14 protein-coding genes are annotated in these 18,816 nt (G+C 56.9%); 6 read left to right on the forward strand and 8 right to left on the reverse strand.

The features are described 5' to 3' along the window. Positions 1 to 54 precede the first annotated feature (54 nt). Together G6R15_RS06970 and G6R15_RS06975 are read right to left on the reverse strand one after the other, a co-directional pair. A complete protein-coding gene (locus G6R15_RS06970) occupies positions 55 to 1,539 on the reverse strand; it encodes a DUF1214 domain-containing protein (protein WP_164659060.1) in 1,485 nt (494 codons plus the stop codon). Between the two features lie 2 nt (positions 1,540 to 1,541). Continuing rightward, the gene (locus tag G6R15_RS06975; protein ID WP_205520476.1) at positions 1,542 to 2,855 is read right to left on the reverse strand and encodes a tetratricopeptide repeat protein; all 1,314 of its coding nucleotides are present in this window, start codon (positions 2,853 to 2,855) and stop codon (positions 1,542 to 1,544) included. Between the two features lie 151 nt (positions 2,856 to 3,006). Here G6R15_RS06975 and G6R15_RS06980 point away from each other — a divergent pair, with 151 nt between their 5' ends. The 5 genes from G6R15_RS06980 to G6R15_RS07000 all read left to right on the forward strand — a co-directional run bounded on the left by G6R15_RS06980 (position 3,007) and on the right by G6R15_RS07000 (position 9,761). After that, the gene (locus G6R15_RS06980; protein WP_164659061.1) at positions 3,007 to 4,572 is read left to right on the forward strand and encodes an ABC transporter substrate-binding protein; all 1,566 of its coding nucleotides are present in this window, start codon (positions 3,007 to 3,009) and stop codon (positions 4,570 to 4,572) included. A gap of 135 nt (positions 4,573 to 4,707) precedes the next feature. Next, positions 4,708 to 5,868, forward strand: coding sequence for an MBL fold metallo-hydrolase (locus tag G6R15_RS06985; protein WP_205520477.1), 1,161 nt, complete (start codon positions 4,708 to 4,710; stop codon positions 5,866 to 5,868). Between the two features lie 271 nt (positions 5,869 to 6,139). Next, positions 6,140 to 7,117, forward strand: a complete 978-nt coding sequence (locus G6R15_RS06990) for an ABC transporter permease (RefSeq protein ID WP_164659062.1) — start codon at positions 6,140 to 6,142, stop codon at positions 7,115 to 7,117. Further along, positions 7,114 to 8,064: an ABC transporter permease gene (locus G6R15_RS06995; protein ID WP_164659063.1), complete on the forward strand. Its 951-nt coding sequence runs from the start codon at positions 7,114 to 7,116 to the stop codon at positions 8,062 to 8,064. The genes G6R15_RS06990 and G6R15_RS06995 overlap by 4 nt, the downstream gene beginning before the upstream one ends. Next, positions 8,061 to 9,761 carry an ABC transporter ATP-binding protein gene (locus G6R15_RS07000; RefSeq protein WP_164659064.1) on the forward strand — a complete coding sequence of 567 codons (1,701 nt, stop codon included), beginning with the start codon at positions 8,061 to 8,063 and terminating at the stop codon, positions 9,759 to 9,761. Before G6R15_RS06995 ends, G6R15_RS07000 begins: the two co-directional genes overlap by 4 nt. Before the next feature lie 70 nt (positions 9,762 to 9,831). On the opposite strand, the gene G6R15_RS07005 is transcribed toward G6R15_RS07000, so the two are convergent. The 4 genes from G6R15_RS07005 to G6R15_RS07020 all read right to left on the reverse strand — a co-directional run bounded on the left by G6R15_RS07005 (position 9,832) and on the right by G6R15_RS07020 (position 15,140). Next, entirely contained in the window at positions 9,832 to 10,263 is a 432-nt protein-coding gene (locus G6R15_RS07005; RefSeq protein ID WP_164659065.1) for a universal stress protein, read from the reverse strand. Next, positions 10,260 to 12,869 carry a TRAP transporter permease gene (locus tag G6R15_RS07010; protein ID WP_164659066.1) on the reverse strand — a complete coding sequence of 870 codons (2,610 nt, stop codon included), beginning with the start codon at positions 12,867 to 12,869 and terminating at the stop codon, positions 10,260 to 10,262. The genes G6R15_RS07005 and G6R15_RS07010 overlap by 4 nt, the downstream gene beginning before the upstream one ends. A gap of 125 nt (positions 12,870 to 12,994) precedes the next feature. Further along, a complete protein-coding gene (locus G6R15_RS07015; RefSeq protein ID WP_164659067.1) occupies positions 12,995 to 13,963 on the reverse strand; it encodes a TAXI family TRAP transporter solute-binding subunit in 969 nt (322 codons plus the stop codon). A gap of 268 nt (positions 13,964 to 14,231) precedes the next feature. Beyond that, on the reverse strand, positions 14,232 to 15,140 hold the full coding sequence (locus tag G6R15_RS07020) for a crotonase/enoyl-CoA hydratase family protein (RefSeq protein ID WP_164659068.1): 909 nt from the start codon (positions 15,138 to 15,140) through the stop codon (positions 14,232 to 14,234). Between the two features lie 657 nt (positions 15,141 to 15,797). Between G6R15_RS07020 and G6R15_RS07025 the strand changes: the two genes are divergently transcribed. Continuing rightward, a complete protein-coding gene (locus G6R15_RS07025; RefSeq protein ID WP_164659069.1) occupies positions 15,798 to 17,177 on the forward strand; it encodes a multicopper oxidase family protein in 1,380 nt (459 codons plus the stop codon). A gap of 31 nt (positions 17,178 to 17,208) precedes the next feature. On the opposite strand, the gene G6R15_RS07030 is transcribed toward G6R15_RS07025, so the two are convergent. Together G6R15_RS07030 and G6R15_RS07035 are read right to left on the reverse strand one after the other, a co-directional pair. Then, a complete protein-coding gene (locus G6R15_RS07030) occupies positions 17,209 to 17,949 on the reverse strand; it encodes a sulfotransferase family protein (RefSeq protein WP_164659070.1) in 741 nt (246 codons plus the stop codon). Positions 17,950 to 17,951: 2 nt separating this feature from the next. After that, the gene (locus G6R15_RS07035) at positions 17,952 to 18,788 is read right to left on the reverse strand and encodes a hypothetical protein (RefSeq protein ID WP_164659071.1); all 837 of its coding nucleotides are present in this window, start codon (positions 18,786 to 18,788) and stop codon (positions 17,952 to 17,954) included. Positions 18,789 to 18,816 lie beyond the last annotated feature (28 nt).

The raw sequence follows: 18,816 nt of genomic DNA on the forward strand, positions 1-18,816 counted from the left end.
ATAAATCAAGGGCCCGCTGTATCATCGGCGGGCCCTTGTATTTTGGCTTCATTTTCAAAGCTTCTCCAGATCGCCCAACAACCAACCGCTTTTTAGCCAACCGTCCTCAGGTCCGTAGAGACGGAAGAGCAGGAAGTAACTTTCGGTGGTCGGTATCCAATTGCTTTCCAAGCCTTCAGGAGCCTCTGGGCCGAAATAAACGTCATACGAACCATCTTCGTTCACCTGCATTGTGTCCGCATTGCGCGAAGACAGCCCCACACGTTCTACGTTGCGAATGAAGCTCTTGGTCTCCATCGAGTAGACAATGACAGACCAAAAATCCTTGGCCGGCGTGTCAGCTGGCACGTTCAACTTGTAGGTCGCGCTGTGGTCGTACATATCGCCGTTGCTGTCGCGCAAACCCGTCAGGTAAAACGTGCCACCGCCCAGAAATTTGGGCAGATATGTTATCCAAAAATAACTGCCCCCTGCCCGGTCATCCACAAGAACTTCGGTCTCTGTTTCGTACGGAAATCCAGCTTTGGGCTGACCTTCGGCAAAATCCCACACCAGCCATTGGTTCTTTAGTTGCCCATCTTCACCGATCCAAAGAGGCACTGTCGCCAACCCAGGTTCAACAAAATACCGTTGCATTGCTGCATAGGCCAAAACCAACCCCTCGTTCATGGCTTTGATTTGGCGTTCGGTGGGTTCAAACGGCTTACCTTTTTCGATACCCAAGTCCTTGAGGAAATTCACCATGACCTTGTCTTGGGAACGGATCGGATTGCCCTGAACGTAGTCGTTCAAGTCCTGAAAATACGTGTGATTGTAGTAGGGCAGCGAGTCATAGGGCACCTCAGAGGCCTCGTGATAGGTATTGGGCGGAGGATTATCTGCCTCAGACAAATAGTAGATCCTGATCGTCTGCGCATATTCTGCGGCATCTGCATCGGTTGCGCCGTTGTACAGACGCGGCCGGAACGAAAACCCATATTCATAAGTGTCTGTTTCAAATGGAAGATAACCAGCAGTCACCAGATCGCCCAAAGACGTTTCGCCATCATAGCCGGGTGGAAGCATCACGTATTTTCCGCCCTCGCCCTTGTCATGCCCTTCCGGTCCAACATCGACAATCGGCACGTCCCAGGCATTCACGATGGTCCCGAAATAACTGACCTTGTCCGTGGCGGCCGGAACTTCGATCACAAGCGGGCCAGGTTGAGACGTCATCGACGCCCAAGCATAGGCGGTCACGTCATTTGCGGTCAGGAACCCGTGTTTTGAATCAAACGGTTTGTTCAGATAGACGATATCGTTGTAGTCCCCATCCAGATCTCGCCGGATGCCTTTTAGAAAGTCGATCATCCCGGCCGCTGGCATGCCCCATATCGCAGCCTGCGTCGCGCGCTGAACCATGATCGTGTATTCGATATCCTCGACTTGCGCAGATCGGGCTAAAATGTCTCCGGTGTCATTGAAACTTTGGGCCGTGGCCGCAGGGCTCGTTGCCGACAGGGCAGACATCGAAGCAAATAGAAGAAGTAGGGCTTTCATTGTCACTCACCTTTCAAGGTTGTCAAATCGACGCTCATGCAAATCCCGTTTTTGAAACCGGGGTGTGAAGCAAGAACAGGTCTGCGCAAATCCAATGTATGCTGGGCCTCTTGGGTGCGCCCAAGCTTCATCAGCGCGTTCACGTAGGTCAGTTCGATCAAGTCGCGTTGAGCGCGACTACCGCCAAACCGTTCAGTCTGAGCAAGTGCCGGGATCAGATGGTCGACAGCGCCCTGCCAATCCTGCCGCGCAATAGCACCCCAAGCCTGCGCCACTGGGCGCACAAGGTCACCGGCAAACCCGTTGGCTGTGTCCACAATATACGCCAGACGATCACCATTGCCCGCCATGGCATGCGCAAGAGCGGCATGCATATCTGCAAAGCTTTGCCCGGTTTCAGGAAAATATTGAGCGGCATAGTCGCTCATCTCGACCCATCGTTCAGGGGGAACTGCAACACCTACCAGTTCAGCCCTGTGCAGGATCGCGGCCGTATCCGTCAATGTATTAAGAGGCAGCCCTTGCGAACCACCAGGCCCTACCCCGGTGTCTACAAGTGCCCACATGTCGTCGATATCCCCGACAAGCAATGAATGCAAAGCAATGTGCCAGCTCAAATGTCCATGTAGCAGGCCGCGATTGTCATACCCTTTGATCCAGTCCTTGAGGTAGGCCAACCCTGCTTCTGCCTCTCCCATCTCGTACAATGTATGACCCTTGAAATGTGCGGCATTCGCGTTGCGGCTGTTTAGCGCCAACGACCGTTCCATCAACGCTTGCGCATCATCCAAACGTCCGGTTTCGCACAGCGAAACGGCATGAATGCCCATCATCCACCAATCCTCGCCATAATACGGCACGAGGGCTGTGGTGAAGGCCAACAGATCAGCCTCGCGCCCCACTTCACCAGAAAAACCGATCAGGCCGAATACGCTGGTGCATAGCTGCGCCACCATGGCATCGCGGGGATGGTCCAACACATGTGCTTTCACGGCAGCGCGACACCCTGCAGGATTGCCCTGAAACAACAGGTCAAATGTGTTCAGATGCGCGCGTTCCCGAGCCGTCGCCCCGTCTATATGAGATTTGGCTGCCGCAATGGACGTCTTGGCCGATGCCATATCACCTGCCATCATTTGCGCCCGTGCCAGCCCCACATGGCCAAGGGCAAATCCCGGGTCAGCTTCGATCGAGTTCGCAAAATGCCTGGAGGCGTCATAAGTTGCGGCCAGAAAACTGGCGACGCCTTGGTCATAATGGTCTCGGGCCTTGTCCGATCCGGTTGTTAAGTCGTTTTCGTAATGATCTTTGAACATGAATTTGCTCCAACCCATTGGGATCTTGCTATTCAGGCAGTCTGCGTGGCTTGCGAGTACAAAGCAACATTGTGCGGCTGTCGTTGCTTTTCTCGTCAAACGGGTCAAACTGTCTCAAGATGACACGAAAAGAATACTCAGGGAGATTGTCATGTTCCGCGCATTTGCCGTGGGGGCCATTACATTGGCCGCTGCCACCACATTACACGCCGAAGAATTTAAATGGGCCTCGACTACAGATCCCCAGACGCTTGATCCGCATGCGGTGAACTCGGCCCCGGTGCTGGGGTTTCTCAACAACGTCTACGAGGGTCTGGTCAGACGCGGCAAGGACATGCGCGTAGAACCGGCGCTGGCCAAAGCGTGGGAGCCGATTGGCGACGGCGAAGGCTGGCGGTTCACTCTGCGCGAGGGGGTGACGTTTCAGGACGGCAGCGCTTTTGACGCACAAGACGTGCTGTTTTCCTATCAGCGCGCCTCCAGCGAGGCGGCGGACACCCGCAGCTGGTTTGCGCCCATCTCGGATGTGAAAGTGGTTGATGATTACACCATCGATTTCCTGACCAACGCGGCCAACCCGTTGTTTCCATCCTCGATCGCCAACTGGATGATCATGGACAGTGACTGGGCCGAAGCAAACGAGGCCGCCCTGCCCGACAAAGACAACGGCAACTATGCGACGCTCAACGCCAATGGCACCGGCGCGTTCCAGGTGACTGCGCGCGAGCCAGGTCTGCGCACTGTTTTGGAACCGTTTGACGGCTGGTGGGGCGACGCCGAACACAACATCACCCGGGCTGAGTTTACGCCGATCCAGAATCCAGCTACCGCTGTTGCGGCCTTGCTGTCGGGTGACGTCGACATGATCAATCCGGTGCCAATCCAAGACGCTGAACGCCTGTCCACCTCTCCCGATGTGACGGTCATCAAGGGGATCGAGGCGCGCGTGATTATGCTGGGCTTTCCGCATGAGGCCGATGTGCTGAAATATGGCACCGATCAGGGCAAGCCAAACCCGTTCAAAGACACCCGCGTGCGCAAGGCCGTTGCACATGCCATCAGCGTTCCCGCCATCCTGCGCACCATCATGCGCGGCAACGCCGAAGCGGCCTCGCAATTGGTGAGCCCGGCAATGAACGGATATTCCCGTGTCTTATCCGAGCGTCCACCCTTTGACGTGACCAAAGCCAAAGACCTTTTGACAGAGGCCGGTTATCCAAACGGCTTTTCCTTTGGCCTGAAATGCCCCAACGACCGCTATTTGAACGACGAAGCCGTGTGTCAGGCCGTTGTCAGCATGTTGGCGCAGATCGGACTGACAGCGGAACTCGACGCCATGCCGGTACGCACCTACTGGCCCGAGCTGCGCGAAGACAACTATGACATGTATCTGCTCGGTTGGTCACCCGGCACCTTTGACGCCGAACATCCGATCCGCTTTCTGGCCACCACGCCGAACCCGGACAAAAAACTCGGCAGCTGGAACTTTGGCGGTTTTTCGAACCCGCGCGTGGACGAGTTGTTGCCGCAAATCCAGTCCGAGATCGACCCTGCGACTCGACAGGCCAAGTTGGATGAGGTGGTCAAGATCCTGCAGGATGAACAGGCCTATGTGACCTTGTATGTTCAACCCCTTGTCTGGGGCACTGGCAAGAACATCGAGCTGACACAGCGGCCCGACAACTTTTTCATCCTGCGGTGGGTCACCGTGAACTGAACCGCCTGATCAATTCACAGACCGGCCCTACACGGGCCGGTTTTTTACGCGGTGTCGAAAATACTCCATCGCGCGTGAATTTCCGTTGCTAAAAGTTCAACATGTGTGGATTGTGACCATTCAGAATTGATCTGGTTGAACTTGACGGCGGGGTATAACTTCTTGCGAATTATAAAAAATATAGGGCTTGCACTGGTGGCAATCCTCTTGCTCGCAGGCATCGGAGGGGCATTGATCGGGTATCTGATAAGCGCGCCCATTTCGCACAATGAAGAGACGCGCGCTGAACGAGCCGCACCATTTCAAGAAGGTAGATTTGTCAATTTTGAACCGCAAGCCGGCACGGAAATTACGCTTGCGGCGATTATCGAAGCCTTGTCCGATCATGAACGGACAAGCCCAACGGGTGAAATTCCCGTCGTCTCGATTGATCCAAGCCTGTTGGATGGACCGCCGGAAGATGGGTTGCGCATGGCTTGGCTGGGACACGCAGGTGTTCTTATCGAGATCGACGGAAAGCGCGTGCTGACCGATCCGGTTTTGTCAGACCGGGCGTCGCCGACATCGTATGTTGGCCCCAAACGCTTTCATCCTTCGCCCATCGACTTGCAAAAACTCAGAAACGTTGACGCAGTTGTCATATCGCACAATCACTATGATCATCTTGACCAAGCAACGATCCGCCATCTGTCCAAACAGGAAACACAGTTTTTTGTGCCGCTTGGCAATAAGGCGCAATTGCTGGCCTGGGATATTCCAGATGCGCAGATTACAGAATTGGACTGGTGGGAGGAGGCAACAGTTAATGGACTGAGAATTGTTTCAACCCCGTCGCGTCACTATTCCAACCGGGGAACGTTCGACTATAAAAAGACGCTTTGGTCTTCGTGGTCGATTGTTGGCCCGACCAACCGTGTTTTTGTAAGCGGTGACACGGGGTACGCCAAAGTCTTTTCAGAGATTGGAACACGTCTAGGCCCATTCGATGCGACTGTTATCAAAGTTGGCGCATACGGCCCTGGCGACGCCTGGCACGACATTCACATGACACCCGAACAGGCGGTTCAAGTTCATTTGGACGTGAAGGGAGGACATATGTTGCCTGTCCATTGGGGAACCTTCAACTTGGCTTACCACCCATGGGATGAACCAATCATCCGCACTCAGACCTCTGCCGCGCAGAAAAACATTGTCCTGGCGACGCCGAAAGTAGGAGAGTTCTTCGACGTTCATTTGGACAATGAGTTTCCGAACTGGTGGGAAGAGGTCGAGCAAGGCGTCAACACCGACGATTAGATGAGCATTTGCCAGCAGTTTTACTATTGGGGCGGGATTTATAGTTTCAAACTCCCTATCCCTTACGGACATAAAACATCCAACAGACAAAGGCCGGCGATGATCTGCCTTCTCTGACCCTGCGACAACTTGACCATCCTCTCACATCCTGCAAAGAGGGAACATCAAAGCGTTTCAACCTGTGAACCATTAGGCGTGATCCTGTCACGCATTATTCAAATGCCGCAACAGACGGCAGAGATCAGGTTCGAAACGCGCAAGGGGAAACATTATGCTCGCATACATCATCCGGCGGGTGTTCCAATCCGTCATCGTTTTGTTGGTGGTGGGGTTGGTCGCCTTTTCCATGTTCCGCTTTGTCGGTGATCCCATCGACAACATGCTGGGACAGGAACGCACCCAAGCCGACATCGACCGTCTGCGCACGGACCTGGGGCTCGATAAGCCCTTTCCTGTGCAGTATTTCAAATTCCTGCAAGGCGCCGTTCAGGGTAACTTTGGCGTGTCCTATCGTCAGGGCCGCCCAGTTTCGACCATCATTGCCGAGCGCGCGCCCGCGACTCTGGAATTGGCGATGGTGTCAGGTTTCCTGGCCATCTCCATTGGCATTGCCCTGGGCGTCTTCACCGCGATCCGCAGGAACGGGATAGCCGCCAATACGATCATGACGCTCAGTTTGATCGGGGTGTCACTGCCAACCTTCCTCATAGGAATCTTACTTATCTACGTGTTCTCGGTTGAACTGGACCTTTTACCCAGTTTCGGCAGGGGCGAAACGGTGCAGATCGGGGGGTGGTCTACCGGCTTTTTAACCGCATCTGGACTAAAGGCGTTGATCTTGCCGTCGATCACCCTGGGCCTTTACCAAATGACGCTGATCATGCGTCTGGTGCGCTCAGAAATGCTTGAGGTGCTGCGCGCCGATTATGTCCGTTTTGCCCGCGCGCGTGGATTGGGCGAACGCGCCATCAACTTCCGTCACGCGCTGAAGAACACGCTGGTGCCGGTGATCACGGTCACGGGCCTACAGCTCGGGTCGATCATCGCATTCGCGATCATCACCGAAACCGTGTTTCAATGGCCCGGAGTTGGCCTTCTCTTCATCAACGCGATCCAGTTTGTCGACATCCCTGTGATGGCCGCCTACCTGATGCTGATCTCCGTGATGTTCGTGGGCATCAACCTGATCGTTGACCTTCTTTACTTTGCCATCGACCCGCGCCTGCGCGTGGATGGGAGGACCGCATGAGCGATACAACCAAAGACCCCGCACCTGCGCGCCCGTCCCGGCTCGCTACATTCTGGGACAGCGATTTTGTCTGGTCCTTCCGTCATTCGCCGGTCGCGATGATTGCCTTGCTGGTGGTGGCGATTCTGCTGCTGGCGGCGCTGTTTGCTCCGTTGATTGCGCCGCATGATCCGTTCAATCCGGCAACGCTGAACTTGATGAACGGGTTCACCCCGCCGGGCGAACCCAACGCGTTCACGCAGGATACATTCTTGCTTGGCACCGATGATCAGGGCCGCGACGTGTTTTCGACCATCCTTTATGGTCTGCGTATTTCTCTGTTCGTCGGGATCTCTGCCGTCATGCTGGCGATGATCATCGGCGTGATCCTTGGGCTTGTGGCTGCCTATGTCGGCGGCTGGACCGAGACGCTGATCATGCGCGTTGCGGACGTGCAGCTGACCTTTCCGGCCATTCTGGTCGCCATGCTGATCTTTGGCGTCGCCAAGGGGATCACCCCGCCTGAGTATCGCAATGAAATGGCGATCTGGGTGCTGATCGTGGCAATTGCGCTGTCGGATTGGGTTCAGTTCGCGCGCGTCGTGCGTGGTGCCGCGCTGGTGGAGAAGAACAAGGAATACGTACAGGCCGCGCGCTTGATTGGCCGTGGCCCCATTCCGATCATGTTCCGCCACATGCTGCCGAACGTGCTGTCGCCGGTTCTGGTCATCTCGACCATCTCGCTGGCGTTGGCGATCATCGCCGAGGCCACGCTCAGCTTTCTGGGTGTGGGCGCGCCGCCGACGCAGCCGTCACTGGGCACGCTGATCCGCATCGGTCAGGGGTACCTGTTCTCGGGTGAATGGTGGATTCTGCTGTTCCCATCCATCACCCTGTTGGCCCTCGCCCTATCCATCAACCTGCTCGGAGACTGGCTCCGGGACGCATTGAATCCGAAGCTACGATGACCCTGCTTGATATCAACAAATTGACGGTCGAGTTTCCGACCCGTCGCAAGGTGTTCCGCGCTGTCGATGCAGCGTCGCTCACCGTCGAACCCGGACAGATCCATGGTTTGGTCGGGGAATCCGGGGCCGGCAAGTCCACCATCGGCGCTGCCGTTCTGGGCCTGCTGGAACGTCCCGGCCACATCACCGGGGGTGAGATCGTCTATAAGGGCGATACCATCAGCGGTCTGAACTCCGATGCGATGCGCAAGCTGCGCGGCAAGAAGATCTCGATGATTTTCCAGGATCCGCTGACCTCTCTCAACCCACTGTTCACGGTAAAGGAGCAACTGGTCGAGACCATTCAGGCGCATCATGACGTGTCAGATGCGCAGGCCGTGCAGCGCGCCCGCGATCTGATCGACCGCGTTGGAATTCCCGACCCTGACACGCGTTTGAACCAATACCCACACCAATTCTCGGGCGGTATGCGCCAGCGTGTGGTGATCGCGCTTGCGCTTTGTTCCGAGCCGGATGTGATCATCGCGGATGAACCCACGACCGCGTTGGACGTGTCGGTTCAAGCGCAGATCCTTGAGCTGATCAAGGAACTGGCGCGCGAACGTCAGGTGGGTGTCATTCTGGTTACGCATGACATGGGCGTGATTGCTGAAACCACGGATGTGGTGACGGTGATGTACGCCGGCGAAGTGGTCGAAAACGGACCCACTGAACAAGTCATGGGCCGCCCCGAGCATCCCTATACAAAATCGCTAATTGCCGCCGTGCCGCGTCCGACTCTCAAGCTGCACCGTTTTCCGCAGATCAGCTATGGCGGGCGCGAAACCCGCTTTGCGATCGAGGATCTGGCGCGCAACTGGCCCAAGGTGGAAAACGATCCGTCAAAGCCCCTGTATGAAATCAAGGGCATCACCAAGCGGTTCCTGCAAAAGCGCGGATTGCTGCCGTGGAGCCGTGAGTATTTCACGGCCGTGGATCAGGTCAGCTTTGACATCAAGCCTGGTGAAGTCTTTGGCGTTGTGGGCGAGTCCGGATCGGGTAAATCCACTGTCGCGCGGATGATCGCGGGGCTTTATCAGGTTGATGAAGGTGAGGTCATCTTTGATGGCAAAACCGTCAGCAACCTGAGCGACAAGGCTGTTCAAACGGCCTATCGCCAGGACATCCAGATGATCTTTCAGGACCCGTTTTCTTCACTCAACCCGCGCATGCGGGTCGATGAAATCGTGGCCGAGCCGATCCGGCATCACAAGTTGATCGAGGGCAACGCCATCCAGAAACGTGTGACCGATCTGCTTGATCAGGTGGGTCTGGGCGCGTCAGCAGCCTTGAAGTATCCGCACGAATTCTCGGGCGGTCAGCGTCAGCGCATTTCGATTGCTCGGGCCTTGGCGACGCAGCCGCGGTTCCTGATCTGTGACGAGCCGACCAGTGCGCTCGACGTGTCGATTCAGGCGCAGATCCTGAACATCCTCAAGGATTTGCAAGAGCACCTTGGTCTAACGATGCTGTTCATCAGCCACGACCTGCCGGTGGTGCGCCAGATGTGTGACCGTGTGGCCGTGATGAAGGCGGGCAAGATTGCCGAAATTCAGGACACTGAATCGCTCTTTGCCAATCCGCGAACGGAATATACGCGCGAGTTGCTAGATTTGATGCCAAAGCTGGACGACCTGTCGACGGAAAACCTCGAATAGTTCTGGTCGTTAGACAAAAAGAAAGCCCCACCCGACATCACATCGGGCGGGGCTTTTTCATGTCTTGGGGTCAGCGCACAACGTAGACCGAAACCTGCGAATGGCGCACGACGCGCGCGGCGTTTGGCCCAAGCAGATAATCCTTGAAATCCGGCTTGTGGGCACCGATCACGATCAAATCGCTGCCTGCCCCTTCGGCGGTCTTCAGGATTTCCTGATAGGCAGTGCCGGTGGCAACGACGTGGCGAATTTCTTCGTTCCGGTCCTCGCCCAGGGTGTCGATGCAGAGGCGTTGCAATTGCTCCCCCGCTTCATGAACGGCCTTCTCGTGGTGATCAGCCTCAAAGAACCCCGACACCCAGCTTTCGCCGAAATCAGGCAGAACCGTCACCACATCCAGTTTCGCCCCATCCATGTCCGCCAGTTTGGCGGCACGGGCCAGAACAGGCCCGTCGTGTTCACCGTTGCTGATGTCAATTGCACAAAGAATGGACTTGCTCATGCGGGTTCTCCTTCTTTGGCGGCCCGGCCGCGTTGAAGCATTGCAATCAACCCCAGCAGGAGCAGCGCCGGGATATAGATCAGCTCTTTGAACGGCTGATCCGTAGGCGCCTGGATCGAGGCGATCTGGACTGGATCATCGGCGTAGAAGTCAAAGGACTCCAGGTTTGACGCTACAGGTGAACCAAACGCAGGTTCGTCCAGTTTCATCACACCGTCCTCTTCCAGCAACAGTAGGCCAAATGCATCGACGCGGGCTGCGCCGTCCGCCTCCGGGCCAACCTTCAGCACCAAAGTTGTCTCCTTGGTATTGCCGGTGTCAAAATCCGGCCCGCTGACGACCATACGGATCTCTTTGCCTTCTTCGGAATCCCCAACCGCTTGCACAAACGCTGCCGGCTCGATGTTTTCGAACGCGGGCGAGATGCGGTTCATGAAGAAATCCGGTCGGAACAGCGCAAAGGCCACAAGGATCAGAGCGATGCTTTCATAGATGCGGCTCTTGGTCAGGAAGTAGCCCATCGTACCAGCGGTAAAGACCAGGATGGCGATGGTTGCGGCTATGGCCACAATTATCCCTTGAGTCCACGTCACATCAATCAACAACAAATCGGTGTTGAAGATGAAGACAAACGGCAGGGCCACGGTGCGAAGCGAGTAGAAAAAGGCGATGAAACCAGTCTTGATCGCGTCACCACCGGATACAGCGGCTGCCGCAAAACTCGCCAAGCCCACAGGGGGCGTCACATCCGCCATGATCCCAAAGTAGAACACAAACAGGTGCACGGCGATAAGTGGCACGATCAGCCCCGACTGCGCGCCTAGTTCCACAACCACACCAGCCATCAGCGAACTGACAACGATGTAGTTCGCCGTCGTTGGCAGGCCCATGCCCAGAACTAAGCTGAGCAGACCCACCATCACCAGCATCAAGATCAGGTTGCCACCTGACAGGAATTCGACCAGATCGGCCATCACCTGTCCTACACCAGTCAAAGTCACGGTGCCCACAATCACGCCCGCAGTGGCGGTGGCCAAGGCGATACCGATCATGTTGCGTGCGCCGTCGATCAGGCCCTGCCACAGGTCACCGACACCTTCCATAAAGGTCGCGCCCATGTTGGTCTGGCCGCGGAACATCGCTTTGAGCGGTTTCTGGGTCAGCAGGATCACAAACAGCAACGCGGTCGCCCAAAAGGCCGAAAGTCCCGGAGATTTCTGTTCGATCATCAGGAAGTAAACCAGAACGATGATCGGCAGCAGATAGTGCAGACCGGCCTTGTAGATCTCGGACACCACAGGCAGTTCAACCTCTTTGGCATTCGGATCATCCGGCACCAAATCATCAACACCCGACGCCAGCCAGAGCAGCGCCATGTAGGCCAGCACGATCAACGCAGACAGCACCAGCCCTGAGGCACCCGGCATCATCGAAATGACAAATTGCACAGGATACTGAACGCCATAACAAAGCCCGGCGAACCCAGCAAAGAACAGCGCCATGCCACCGATGGTACGTCCCATCGAAACAACCCGGTTGCCGAGCGTTGGCATGTTCCGTTTCACCGCTTCCAGGTGCACGATGTAGACCAGCGCGATGTAGGAAATCGCCGCAGGCAGGAAGGCGTGGGTGATCACCTCGACATAGGAAATGCCGACGTATTCCACCATCAGAAAGGCCGCCGCGCCCATGACAGGCGGCATGATCTGACCGTTGACTGACGACGCTACCTCGACCGAGCCAGCCTGTTCGCTAGAAAAACCCACCCGCTTCATCAGCGGAATGGTGAAGGTGCCGGTGGTGACAACGTTGGCAATCGACGAACCCGAGATCAGGCCGGTCGCAGCCGAACCCACAACGGCGGCTTTGGCCGGGCCACCTCGCAGGTGACCAAGTGCACCGAACGCCATCTTGATAAAGTAGTTCCCTGCCCCGGCCTTATCGAGCAATGCGCCAAACAGAACGAAGAGGAAGACGAATTTGGTCGAGACACCCAAGGCGATGCCAAACACACCCTCGGAAGTGATCCACATATGGCTCATCGCCTTTTTCAGGCTGGCGCCTTTCCATTGGATGACTTCTGGCACCCAACCGGATGAACCAAAGAACACATAGGCCAGGAAAATTGTCGCGATGATCGCCATTGCGGGGCCAAGCGCGCGGCGCGCCGCCTCAAACAACAGGATCAGGCCAAGCAGCGCAAACCACTTGTCCGTATTGTCGGCAAGCCCGCCGGAATCCACAATTTTTTGGTAGAAGATATAACCATACAGCGCGATCCCCGCCCCAACGATCCCCATGATCCAATCCTGGATCGGGATGTAGTTGCGCGGGCTGGATTTGAGCGCCGGATAGGCCGCAAACGCCAGAAACATGGCAAAGGCCAGATGGATCTGGCGTGAATTATTAACAACGCTACCGGGCAGGAGAAGGTTCGACACTGGCGAGGCCAGCACGACCTGGAACACGGACCAGATCACGGCCACAATGGCCAGGAACAGTCCCACATTGCCAGCCGGATCACGGGCGCCCGCATCAGATGATGCGACCAGATCCTGCAGTTCTTCTTCGGTAAGCGGACGATTGCTCTGAGTGTCAGAGGCCATAGATCATCTCCCTGTCCAACCACCTCGTGTCAGAACGACCTGACCGGGCAGTTTCTTTTTTGACCCGGTTGCCCCGGGTATGAAACGAGGCGCTCAATGGCGCCTCGCTCCTTAGACTTGGTGGATTATTCCATCCAGCCTTTTTCTTTGTAGTACTTCGCAGCACCGGGGTGCAGCGGAGCGGACAGGCCGTCCTTGATCATCTCTTCAGGCTTCAGGTTGCCGAACGCCGGGTGCAGCTTTTTGAAGGCATCAAAGTTCTCAAACACGCCAGATACCAGCGCATAAACCGCGTCGTCCGACACGTTGGCCGAGGTCACGAGCGTCGCGCCCACACCAAAGGTATGGGTGTCATCGGGGTTGCCGCGATAGGTGCCGCCCACGATGGTGGCCTTGCGATAGAACGAGTTTTCGTCAACCAGACGGTCGACGCCCGCACCATCAACGTTCACCAGAACTGAATCACAAGCAGTGGTCGCTTCCTGGATCGAACCAGACGGGTGACCAACTGTGTAAACCATCGCGTCGATCTGGTTGTCACATAGAGCTGCGGACTGCTCTGCCGCTTTCAGCTCGGTGGCCAGAGCGAAATCTTTCATGGTCCACTCTTTGGCGCCCATCACCACTTCCATGGTGCCGCGTTGGCCGGAACCGGGGTTGCCGATGTTCACGCGCTTGCCTTTGAGGTCGTCAAAGTTGGCGATGCCAGAATCTGCACGAGCAACAACGGTGAAGGGCTCAGGGTGGACCGAGAAGACGGCGCGCAGGTCTTCGAACTTGCCCGCGTCCTGGAATTTCGAGCTGCCGTTATAGGCGTGGAACTGCCAATCGGACTGTGCCACACCAAATTCCAGCTCGCCTTCGCGGATGGTGTTGATGTTGTAGACCGAACCACCGGTGGATTCGACCGAGCAGCGCACGCCGTGCTCTTTTCGGCCCTTGTTCACCAGACGGCAGATCGCGCCGCCAGTCGGATAGTACACGCCGGTCACGCCGCCGGTGCCGATGGTGATGAACTCTTCGGCGAAGGCTGCCGGAGCCATCATTGCACTCGCCGCAAGAGCAGTCAGGCTCAGCTTGCTGTAACGTTTCATTTAAGAACTCCCAAGTTTCTTTTTGTGGTCGGGAGGGTCCCTTAAAGACTTCCGATCCGATTGCATAAGCCCACAATTTCGTGTGAGCGCACTGCAACAGGTCAAAATATAAGAACTTTTTTCTCTCCCGATACAAACAGGGTTTCACCCGCGCCCGCGGCTTGTCAAGGCTCATTGAGAGACCGCGGGGATGGTCAGGTGCGGAATCCTCAAAATTGAAGACAAAACCTGAAATTTCCCCGCAGTCCCTGTGTGTCTGTCAAACTGTTTAATCCGACGCCTTTGCCCGGGCTTCCATTTCACGGATCAGCGTGCGCGCCTCGTCGCCTTCGGGAATCGGACGGCCACTGTCACGCCATTCCACGGCGGCCTTGAACCCCTCGGCCTGGGCGTAGCGGCGGAACCACAGACCTTCGGGATTGTGGCGCGCGATACCGTCAAACACGGTTGCCATCATCTGCGTTTGTTCCAACCCCATGGTGAGCATGACCTGGTTCACGACCATCTTGTGCATCGCCAAATGACCAGTCGGGACACCAGCGATCCGGCGGGCAAGTTTCATGGTCTCAGTCTCTAGCTGATCGACAGGCACCGAATAGTTAGCCAGCCCCCATTCGGCCGCTTGTTTGCCATTGATCAGGTTGCCAGTGAACATCATCTCTTTCGCCCGCGCCGAGCCCAGGCGGTAGGTCCACATCGCCGTCGTTGGACAGCCCCAAACGCGCGTGGGCATGTAGCCGATACGCGCATCATCGGCCATCAACAGCATGTCACAGCACAAGGCGATATCGCTGCCACCTGCCGCTGCCGCACCATGCACCTTGGCAATGGTGGGTTTGCGGCATTTCCACAGCGTCATGAAGTCTTCGGTGTTTTTCTTCATCACCGCATAATCGGCGATCGGATCCCAGGGATAGCTTTCCTGCTGACACGGGTGGTCGATGTCCTGTTCGGCATAAGCGGCCAGATCGTAGCCTCCGCAGAACCCCTTACCTGCGCCCTCGATCACAATGACATGCACCTGGTCACTGGCCTCGGCCCATTCCACGGCGGCGCGTATTTCGGCTGGCGTTTCATCACAAATCGCGTTCAATCGCTCGGGGCGGTTCAACAGCAGGCGTGCGATGCGTGGCTCATCCGGATCATGGTCAATTCGCAGGGTGGAAAATTCGGGCATCTCGTGTCTCCTCCGGGTGAATGCCCAGTCATGGTTTGACGCGCTGGACGGCACGTCAATGGGGATCATGGCGAAACGAACCGTACGACCCCACGTCACGCGCAAAGGCGGTTGTGCCACTCATGGGCGCCCTTGACCAAATTCGGTTCAGGACAGACTGTGCGTGCAGGATGAAATCGAGAGCACCAATGAGCGCCCCCCAAAGTGGAACAAGCCACTGCCTGTCTTGTTGGGTTTGACCTGCGCGCTAGCTTTGGGGCTTTTCTTTTGGGTGTCACTTGCGACTTCTGAAGGCATCGCCGAGCCCGACATACATTGCCCCACTGATGTTCTGTGCCAAACGGTGGGCAGCGACGCATGCTGCAAGAGACACGTCTGTGGCGGGGATGTTTCGGCTGTGCACTCGCACCAAACCGGCATCTCACCACCTCAAGTGATTGTGTGGGCAATCTCTCGCGCTGTGTTGAACGACATCCCGCCAGAATGTGATCCGCCGCCTCCTCGCCTGTTCTCGTGACCGAGCTATCCGCGCCTCTTGGCGTGCAAACGCAAATGTAAACGAGAAAACCCGATGCAACCTGCTAGATTAACAAAGGGCGCACCTTTTGCGCCCGCAAACGCCTTGTCTTTTGCCACCCACAGCAAGGGGGCTGGAACATGACAGAACATACCCCAAACGGCTTCACACGACGTGGTTTTTTGACGTCGAGTGCTATGGCGGCGCTGCTACCTGTAGGTGCGAACGCCTCAGTCCCCACTTTGACCGCTCGGTTAGGGCAAATCCGGTTGCTGCCAGATGAGTATCCCGAAACCCCCATCTGGGGGTTTGACGGTCAGGTACCCGGCCCCCTCATCCGACTGCCCCAAGGGCAGCGGATGACCCGCAAATTGCTCAACCAATTGCCCACCCCCACATCCGTACATTGGCACGGGGTGCGGGTGCCAAATGTCATGGATGGTGTCCCCGGCATGACACAGGATGCAGTCCAAACCGGGGGCGATTTCACCTACACTTTCACCCCACCTGATGCGGGAACATTTTGGTATCACTCGCATCATCAATCGAGCGAACAAGTGGCTCGCGGGCTCTATGGTGTCTTGATTGTGGACGAAACCGAGCCGCCGGACGTAGATCATGACCTGACTGTGGTTCTGGATGACTGGCGATTGACGCAAGAGGGCGCGATTTCTGACGACTTCGACCGGCCGCATGACTGGACCCACGCAGGACGTTTGGGAAACTTCATTCACGCCGTGACCTCACCGCAAGTAACCAGTGTTGCGAGAAACGCCCGCCTACGGTTGCGCCTGATCAACGTCGCCACCGATCGGATCATGGAGATCAGCCTGATCGGACTTGAGGGCAAGATCGTCGCCTTTGACGGGATGCCTCTTCTGAAACCCCAAAAGCCCGAGCGCCTGTTCCTGGGACCGGCACAGCGGGTCGATCTGATTGTCGATGTCACCGCGGATGAGGGCGAAGACGCCCTGATCGCCAGCCATGAGCGCGACGGCGTTTTTGCGATTGCGGAATTTTCTGTGTCCGGTTCAAACACGCGGCGCGGAATCATCCCCGCCCTGCCTGACAATCCGCACCACCGGTTGGCCTCGGTCACGGATGCCCGCAAGGTTCCGCTCAGGATGGAGGGAGGCGCCATGGGTGGCCTACGCGACGCCACTTTCAAGGGGCAACACCTGAGCATTCAGGAGATGGTGCAACTGGGTCAGGCTTGGGCCTTCAACGGCGTGGTCGGCATGCCGGACGACCCGCTGCTTTCGGCAAGCACGGGTGAAACATTGATGATTGAGATGGTCAACGACACCGCCTTTGCCCACGCCATGCACCTGCACGGGCAGCATTTCCAAGAGGTTCTGGACGACGGCAGCTTTGGCCCTTTGCGCGACACGCTGTTGATGGCGCGCGCTGAAACGCGCACCATCGCGTTCCGGGCCGACACGCCGGGCAAGTGGTTGTTGCATTGCCATATGCTGTCGCACGCCGCCGCGGGCATGAGAACCTGGTTACACGTGACCTGATACGGACGCGCAGGGCGATCTGCCCTGCGCGCTAAATCCCCAGTCGTTTTGAATAGAGGCGATCATAGTGCGGCTTCATCCGCCGATGCACCCGCCGCACCCGCTCGGGTGTATTCTCCAGATCCACATATTTGCGTTTCTGCGGTGTAAGCCCTGTCGACTTTGCCAAGTTTGCATGGAACGAGCCGCCATCCCACCAGCTGTGCGCTGACGGATCACCTCCGGGCTCCCAGCTCAACGCATCGGGCAGGAACGGAATATCCACCGCCTCGCAAAACATCCGCGTCAAGCGGTGAGGATCTTCGAGCAGGTCGTCGCTGTCGATCACCGGCGGCGCTGTACCGTTCAGGGCGGAGATCAGGTCAAAGAGCGCGCGTTGTTCGGGAAATCCGACCTCCAGCTCATCAAAATCTGGCCATTTGTTGAACATCGAGGTGATGGTTTTGGCCGGATCGCGGATCAAGAACGCATGTGTGAAATGCGACAGGAACTCGACGTCCCACATGTGGTTGATGTAATGAGGGAAATCCTTGATGAACACCGGGCTTTGGCCCGCCCGCGCCTGGATGTCGTCCCACACGGTTTCGAGCGTCAGACCAGGCGTGGTCTTTTCCCCCTCTTTGTAGCGCGGCCAAAGCGGGTCTTCACCCTGATACCAAGCCTCGCCAAAGGGTTCGTGCAGGCAATCCAGATCCCCGCGCTGGCGCATCATCCATTCAAATGCGGTCGAGGTGGACCGGGGCACCGCCCACAGGGCAACAATCTTGTGCATGATCACCCTTTCAGCGACGACAACAGGCGGCCTTGTTGTGTTTCGGGGGCTAGTCCCAGCGTTTTGAACACCCGCCAGTAGAGTGCAATGTCGTTGCCGACGATCGGCTTGCCCAACCGTTCTTCGAGGGCGGCGTCATAGTGCACCGGGCGTTGCGCAATCCCGTCTGAGGCGCGGCGATAATTGCTCATGCCATTGATCAGATAGGCATCCACCTCGGGCGCCTGTTCGGCGGTGTAATCGAACGATTTCCAGATCAGATCCTCGTCAAAACACCAAATACAGTCATCAACCTCTGCCTGCGAGGCGAACCAGCCCTGATCATAGAAATTCCCGGCCCAGACCACGTCAAAGCCCGCTTCGCGCAGGAACCCCACGGTGCCCTGATACCAGCTGGAGGGATGATAGCAGGCGTTCAACGCCACCTTTTCCACGTTCAGCTCGCGCAGCGCCTCGACCATGGCATAACCGGCCATATGGAACGGCGTCTCGTATTTATCCGACAACATCTCGCAATGCTGGCGGATGCCTTCGACCCCCAACCCGCTGGCATGCACCCAGTTCGAGCCCACCTGCCCGCAGACGTCCGCACCATTGTTGGCCATGCATTCCATGAACTCCTCAAGCAGACCAAAGTTCTTCCTTCGCTGATCCAACCGATGTTCATAGTCCGGCACATGCAGCATCCGCCCATGCACCCCAACGCTGCGCGGCGCCATGCGCAGGAAATCGGATGGCGCTGCGTCGAAATCATGGGGCGGGCAAGTAAACCCAACCTGTTGGGGGAACAGTTTGACCTTGGTGTCGCGCCACTTGGACGGTTTTTGATATTGGTTCATGAGGGGCTGCTTTGGGCTGTTGCATTCA

It is taken from the genome of Tropicibacter sp. Alg240-R139 (genome assembly GCF_900537075.1).
Lineage (GTDB): Bacteria > Pseudomonadota > Alphaproteobacteria > Rhodobacterales > Rhodobacteraceae > Falsiruegeria.